The organism is Jatrophihabitans sp. (assembly GCF_036389215.1).
GTDB lineage: Bacteria > Actinomycetota > Actinomycetes > Mycobacteriales > Jatrophihabitantaceae > Jatrophihabitans_A.
The window spans coordinates 1-5,367 of record NZ_DASVQG010000250.1 but is presented as its reverse complement, the minus strand read 5'-3'; the positions used below and the strand labels follow the sequence as shown (position 1 = coordinate 5,367).

Sequence of the window (5,367 nt, the reverse complement as noted above, 5' to 3'; positions counted from 1 at the left end):
GAGCACGCCCTTGTCGCCGAGGATCTGCTGCGGCTTGCCGACGTCGCGATGTACGTCGCGAAGGAGTCCCGGGCGGGAGTCGTGACCTACTCCTCGCACCGGGATCGCAACTCCACCGACCGGCTCACCCTGCTCGCCGAGCTTCGCCAGGCGCTGGACTGCGACGCGCTCACCCTGCAGTACCAGCCGAAGGTCTCGCTGCGCGACCGCTCGCTGCTGGGGGTCGAGGCGTTGATCCGTTGGCAGCATCCCGAACGTGGCTTCGTGCCGCCGGAGGAGTTCCTGCCACTGGCTGAACGATCCGGACTCATGCACCTGGTCACCGAGGGGCTGGTGATGCGGGCGCTGGCCCAGATAGCGGACTGGCGCCTGCTCGGGCTGGCGATGCCGGTGACCGTGAACGTGGCGCTGAGCGACCTGCTCGACGGCCGGTTGGCCGACCTGGTGCTGACCGGGTTGCGGCGCTACGGGCTGCCGCCCGAGGTGTTGCAACTGGAGATCGACGAGCGGGTGGTCGCCCAGCACAGCGATGAGCTGAGCGGCGTGCTGCGGGATCTGCACGCGATGGGCCTGGGCCTCAGCCTGGACGACTTCGGCACCGGCTATTCCTCGCTGTTGTGGTTGGAGACGCTGCCGGTAGCCGAGATCAAGATCGACCGGGCGTTCGTGAGCCGGGTGAGCGAAGCGCACTCCTCGGCCGGCATCGTCCGCGCGATCACGGACCTGGCACACGCCATGGGGATGCGTGCCGTCGCCGAGGGCGTGGAGACCGAAGCCGAGTGGCGGGTGCTGCGCGAACTGGGCTGCGACGGCGCGCAGGGCTGGCACGTCGCCGCCCCGATGCCGGCCGTCCAGGCCACCGAGTGGCTGCTGGCCCACCACGGCGGTGCCGAGCCGTTCCGGCGCGGCGACGTGGTCGCCCGGGCCGAGGTGGCGTCCTGAACGCAGTGACCGAACTCGAGGTGTTCGAAGAGATCGCCATCGGCAGACAGGGTGTCTACGAGCTGGGGAGCGGGGGTGGGATGTCCAGGGAGCTCGAGCGGCGTGCCGCCCTGGCCGCCCGCACCGTCCGGGTGCTCGGCATCGCTGTCTGGATCGTCATCTCGGTCGGCTTCATCCTCAACGTGGTCGGCGACAACGGCCCAACCAATATGGTGCGCACCGCTCATGTCCTTACCTTGGCGGTGTTCTTCGTCCTGATCCTGGTGCGGATCGCGGTTGCGGCCGCCGCTCGGTTGCGCCGCCGCAGCGGGCTGTGGGTGCTGTTCGCGGCGCTGGCCCTGTGGGCCGCCGGGTCCGCGGTACTCAACGCCAGCTCCTCCGAACCGGATCTCACCCGCTTCCCGGCACCAGGGGAGTGGCTGTTCCTGGCTTCGTATCTCGGCATCGCCGGCTACCTGATCCTCGACACCGGGCACCGGTTGACCGCCGCTGTGGACGGTTGGCTCGAGGCGATCGTGGTGTGCGGAGGCACGGCCTGCCTGGCCGGCAGCCCACTGCTGGTGCGGGTGGGTGGCGTGGTCGGTGGCCGTGGAGTTCCGCTGCTGCTGGCGATGCTCTATCCGATGATCGATGTCGCGCTGATCCTGCTGGTGGTCGGTCAGGTGGTGCTGCGGGTCCGCCGCACCCTGGAGAAGCCCGCGCTGCTGTGCCTGGGGCTGACGCTCTTCGCGGTCGCGGACCTGAACTTCGTGACCAATCTCTCCGGTGGTACCTACGGCTTCAATGTGGTGGACGGGCTGCTCTGGGCAGCCGGCTTCGCACTGATCGTCGAGGCGGCCTGCCGGCCGCGGACCGAGGTGCACAAGGCGGTGCCCAAGCGACCGGGGCCCCTGCTGATGGCGGGGCCGGCCTTCATCGCGATCGCGGTGCTGGCGGTCCGTCCGCACACCGGGCTGGGTCCTTACCTGACCTGGCCGGCCGTGCTGACCCTGCTGGCCGCCGGCGGTCGGCTGGTGCTGGCACTGCGCGAGGCCAAGGGCGCCGCGGAGGCATTCGCGCTGTCGCGCACCGATGACCTGACACTGCTGCCCAACCGGCGATCGGTGATCGCGAAGCTGGATGAGGAACTGGCGGCTGACCGGCCGCTGGCACTGATGCTGCTCGATCTCGACGGGTTCAAGGACGTCAACGACACCCTGGGGCATGCCGCCGGCGATTCGGTCCTGCAACTGGCCGCCCACCGGATGCGGCAGGCGCTGCCGCCCTCGGTGATGATCGGCCGGCTTGGCGGTGACGAGTACGCCATCGTGATGGCCAGCGACGACGCGCTGGTGCTGCTCGAGACTGCCCAGCTGATCCTCGAGGTGCTGTTGGAGCCGACGCTGGTAGAGGGTATCGAGCTGACCACGAATGCCTCGATCGGCATCACGGTGCGCTCGGAGACCGACAGCCAGAGCGTGGAACTGCTGCGTCGGGCCGACGTGGCGATGTACCAGGCCAAGGCGACCCGGTCCGGGGCGGTTCTCTACGACGTGCACAGCGACGACTTCTCCCGCAAGAAGCTGCAGTTGGCCGAGGAGCTGCGCAAGGCGATTCCCGAGGGCCAGCTGGTCCTGCACTACCAGCCTCAGATCGACGCCGCGACCCAACGGGTCTGTGGCCTGGAGGCACTGGTTCGCTGGCAGCACCCCCAGCGCGGGCTGCTGAATCCGATCGCCTTCCTGCCCGCGGCGCGCCGTGAGGGATTGATGCTGCCGCTGTCGCTGGCCGTCTGTCAGATGGTGGTGCAGGATCTGCGCCGCTGGCGCAACAACGGTCTGCAGCCGCGGGTGTCGCTCAATTGCGCCCCACCGGAACTGCTCAGTGGGGTCTTCCTGCCGCGGCTGTACGAGGCGATCGCCGAGGCCAGGCTGCCAGCCGAGAGCCTGGTCATCGAGGTCACCGAGGATTGCTTCATCGCCGAGCCGGCGCGGGCCCGCACCATCCTGCGCGACATCCGGGCACACCGGGTCCAGATCGCCATCGACGACTACGGCACCGGGTTCTCCTCGCTGTCCTACCTGCGCGACCTGCCGGTTCAGGAGCTGAAGATGGACCGGTCCTTCATCGCCGCCATGAACACCGACACCCGCAGCCGGATGATCGTGGCCTCCACCTTCCAGATGGCACAGGCGCTGGGCCTGCGTACGGTGGCCGAGGGTGTCGAGAACGCCGCGACGGCCGCTGATCTGATTGCGATGGGCGTCGACGTCCTGCAGGGGTATCACGTCGCCAAGCCGATGCCCGCGGACGAGGTCGAGTTCTGGATCAGAAGCCGGACCACGGTGTCTGATGGCAGATTCGACACACTGCCGGTGGACGGTCAGCGGCTGGATCCCTGAGACCGGGCATCAGGCCGAGGCGCCGACCACCTCAGCCGAACCGAAGCTTGCGACGGTGGACCGCTCGACGAACCGGAACTCCGCCAGGGGTGGCACCCGGATGCCGTCGAGCCCGATGCCCTGGGTGAAGAGCCGGTGCGCGTCCGGATTGGTGATGCGCTGCTGGTCGAATGCCTCGTCACAGTGCCGGTACACCGGCGTGCTGGCCGCCGAACCGAGATAGCGCGCCGGTCGAGCGCCGGGCAGGGTGTGGCCCGTCATGCCCGCCGACGCCAGCACGGCCCGCACCCGCTCGTCGATGATCATCACCGCCGAGCGGACCTCATTGGCCCGCACCACCTGTACCAACGCATGAAACAGCGCGGCCGAGGCCAGCTTGCCCGGCCCCTTGAGCCCGCGCCGGCAACCCAGCGTCGCCACGTCCCAGCTCTGGCTCAGATCCAGCCGGGCCGCCCGGGCAGCCCTGGTCACGTCCAGGGACCAGGGCGGCCGGGCCGCATCGTCCATGCTCTTGAGCCCGGCACCGGTGGGCCTGATCAGCCGGCAGGCGCCGACCACGTCACCGCTGTCGTCGGCCAGGGCGATGAACACCGAGGCCTGCTCGTAGGGCCCGTACTCGTCCTCCAACTGCTGGCGGGTGTTGCCGTAGGCCCGCAGGAACACCTCGGCCTCGCAGTCCCGGGTCGCCGCCAGCAGGTCGGCTTCGGGGTTGAACCGCAGGCTCAGTAAGGCGGCGCTGTCCATGCGGATCCCTCTCGGCCGGGTGTGCTCACCCTCAGTGCCGGCAAGCGTACTGCCTGCATGCGCTAATCGGGCATGCTGATTTTTTCAGCTGTTATAGGGCATGGTGGGGAACCAGCCGAAACCGAAGATCGCGGGCACCCGGACGTCCCAGTAGACGACGGAGAAGACGCCGACGGCCAGGAAGCTGATCGCGGTGACGGTGGCGATCCGGCCGGGCTTGGCAAGCATCCAGCGCACCAGCGCGCCCCGACCGATCATGGTCATCAGCAGGAACAGCAGTCCCATGATCACCATGTTGCCCAACGACTGCAGGACGAAGATCGCAGCGCCGTAGAGCGGGTTGTGACGTTCGGCGGCGTAGAGGAACATCTTGTGGAACAGCCCGAACGGCCGCCCGATCAGGAAGCCGCCGATGAGCGCCCCGAGCGCCACCAGCCGGGCATTCGGATAGCGCTGCTGCAGCTTGGCCAGCGGGTCCGGAACCATCCGAAGCTCAGCCAGCCCGAGGTAGACCAGGGCCAGCCCGATCACTCCGAAGACCACCGAGGACTGCAGCAGTCGCACCGGCATGTCGCCGACCTTGTCGGTGGACAGCTGCGGAATGCCGGTTCCCCACCACGCGCCGATCGCGCCGTAAAGCGCTGAGACCGGCAGCATGCCTGCGACCAGCCACCCCAGCGGGCGCAACATCGACCGCATGCCCTGCCGCCGGTTCTGCTGCTGCTCCACCATCGGCCCGACGGCACCGAACACCGCGATGTTGCAAGCGGTGAACGATCCGGCGATGCCGGTCACGAACGCGAACACCGCTCCGGAGAGCAGCCCACTGATCGGCGTCGTCCGGGCATCGTGACCCAGAGCGGTCTTGGCGATGTTCTGCCCGATGGTGGTGTCGACCAGTTCGAATGACCAGAGCACGGCCATCGCGACCCCGGCCAGCAACCCGATCAGCAATATCGGGATGCGACGTGATCTTTCGGTGGCAGGCTGTCCCGATCGCAGCGTGCCGGGTTGGGTATCGACCATGACGGTGCCTCTCTCTGTCCGGCTCCAGCCGGATTCATCAACGATTTCCGGGCGATCGCTGGTTCGATTGGTGTGAACCGCGCCCGCTCACGCTGAGGGTAATGTCCATCGTCATGGGAGGATTCTCCACGGTTGCGGTGGTCGGCGCAGTTGTAGTGGACCCGGCCGTCGGGGCACGTCGGATGACTGATGCGCCGCTGCTGCGGCGCTCTGGGCAGGTGAGCCCTGGCGCGCCGGGTCAGGCCCGGAAGGTGTTGGTGAACTCGGTCAGCAG

General features: G+C 68.3%; 4 protein-coding genes. 2 read left to right on the top strand and 2 right to left on the bottom strand.

Translation table 11 applies throughout. The annotated features are described in order from the left end of the window. The coding region (locus tag VF542_RS14170) for a putative bifunctional diguanylate cyclase/phosphodiesterase (protein WP_408652351.1) at nt 1-942 on the top strand (942 nt) is incomplete at its 5' end. Between the two features lie 5 nt (nt 943-947). Next, on the top strand, nt 948-3,323 hold the full coding sequence (locus tag VF542_RS14165; protein WP_408652350.1) for a putative bifunctional diguanylate cyclase/phosphodiesterase: 2,376 nt from the start codon (nt 948-950) through the stop codon (nt 3,321-3,323). Between the two features lie 9 nt (nt 3,324-3,332). Here VF542_RS14165 and VF542_RS14160 read toward each other — a convergent pair whose 3' ends face one another. Next, nucleotides 3,333-4,067 (bottom strand): hypothetical protein, encoded by a 735-nt coding sequence (locus VF542_RS14160; protein ID WP_408652349.1) that lies wholly within the window; start codon nt 4,065-4,067, stop codon nt 3,333-3,335. Nucleotides 4,068-4,151: 84 nt separating this feature from the next. Further along, nucleotides 4,152-5,093, bottom strand: coding sequence for a hypothetical protein (locus tag VF542_RS14155; protein ID WP_408652348.1), 942 nt, complete (start codon nt 5,091-5,093; stop codon nt 4,152-4,154). Between the last annotated feature and the right edge of the window lie 274 nt (nt 5,094-5,367).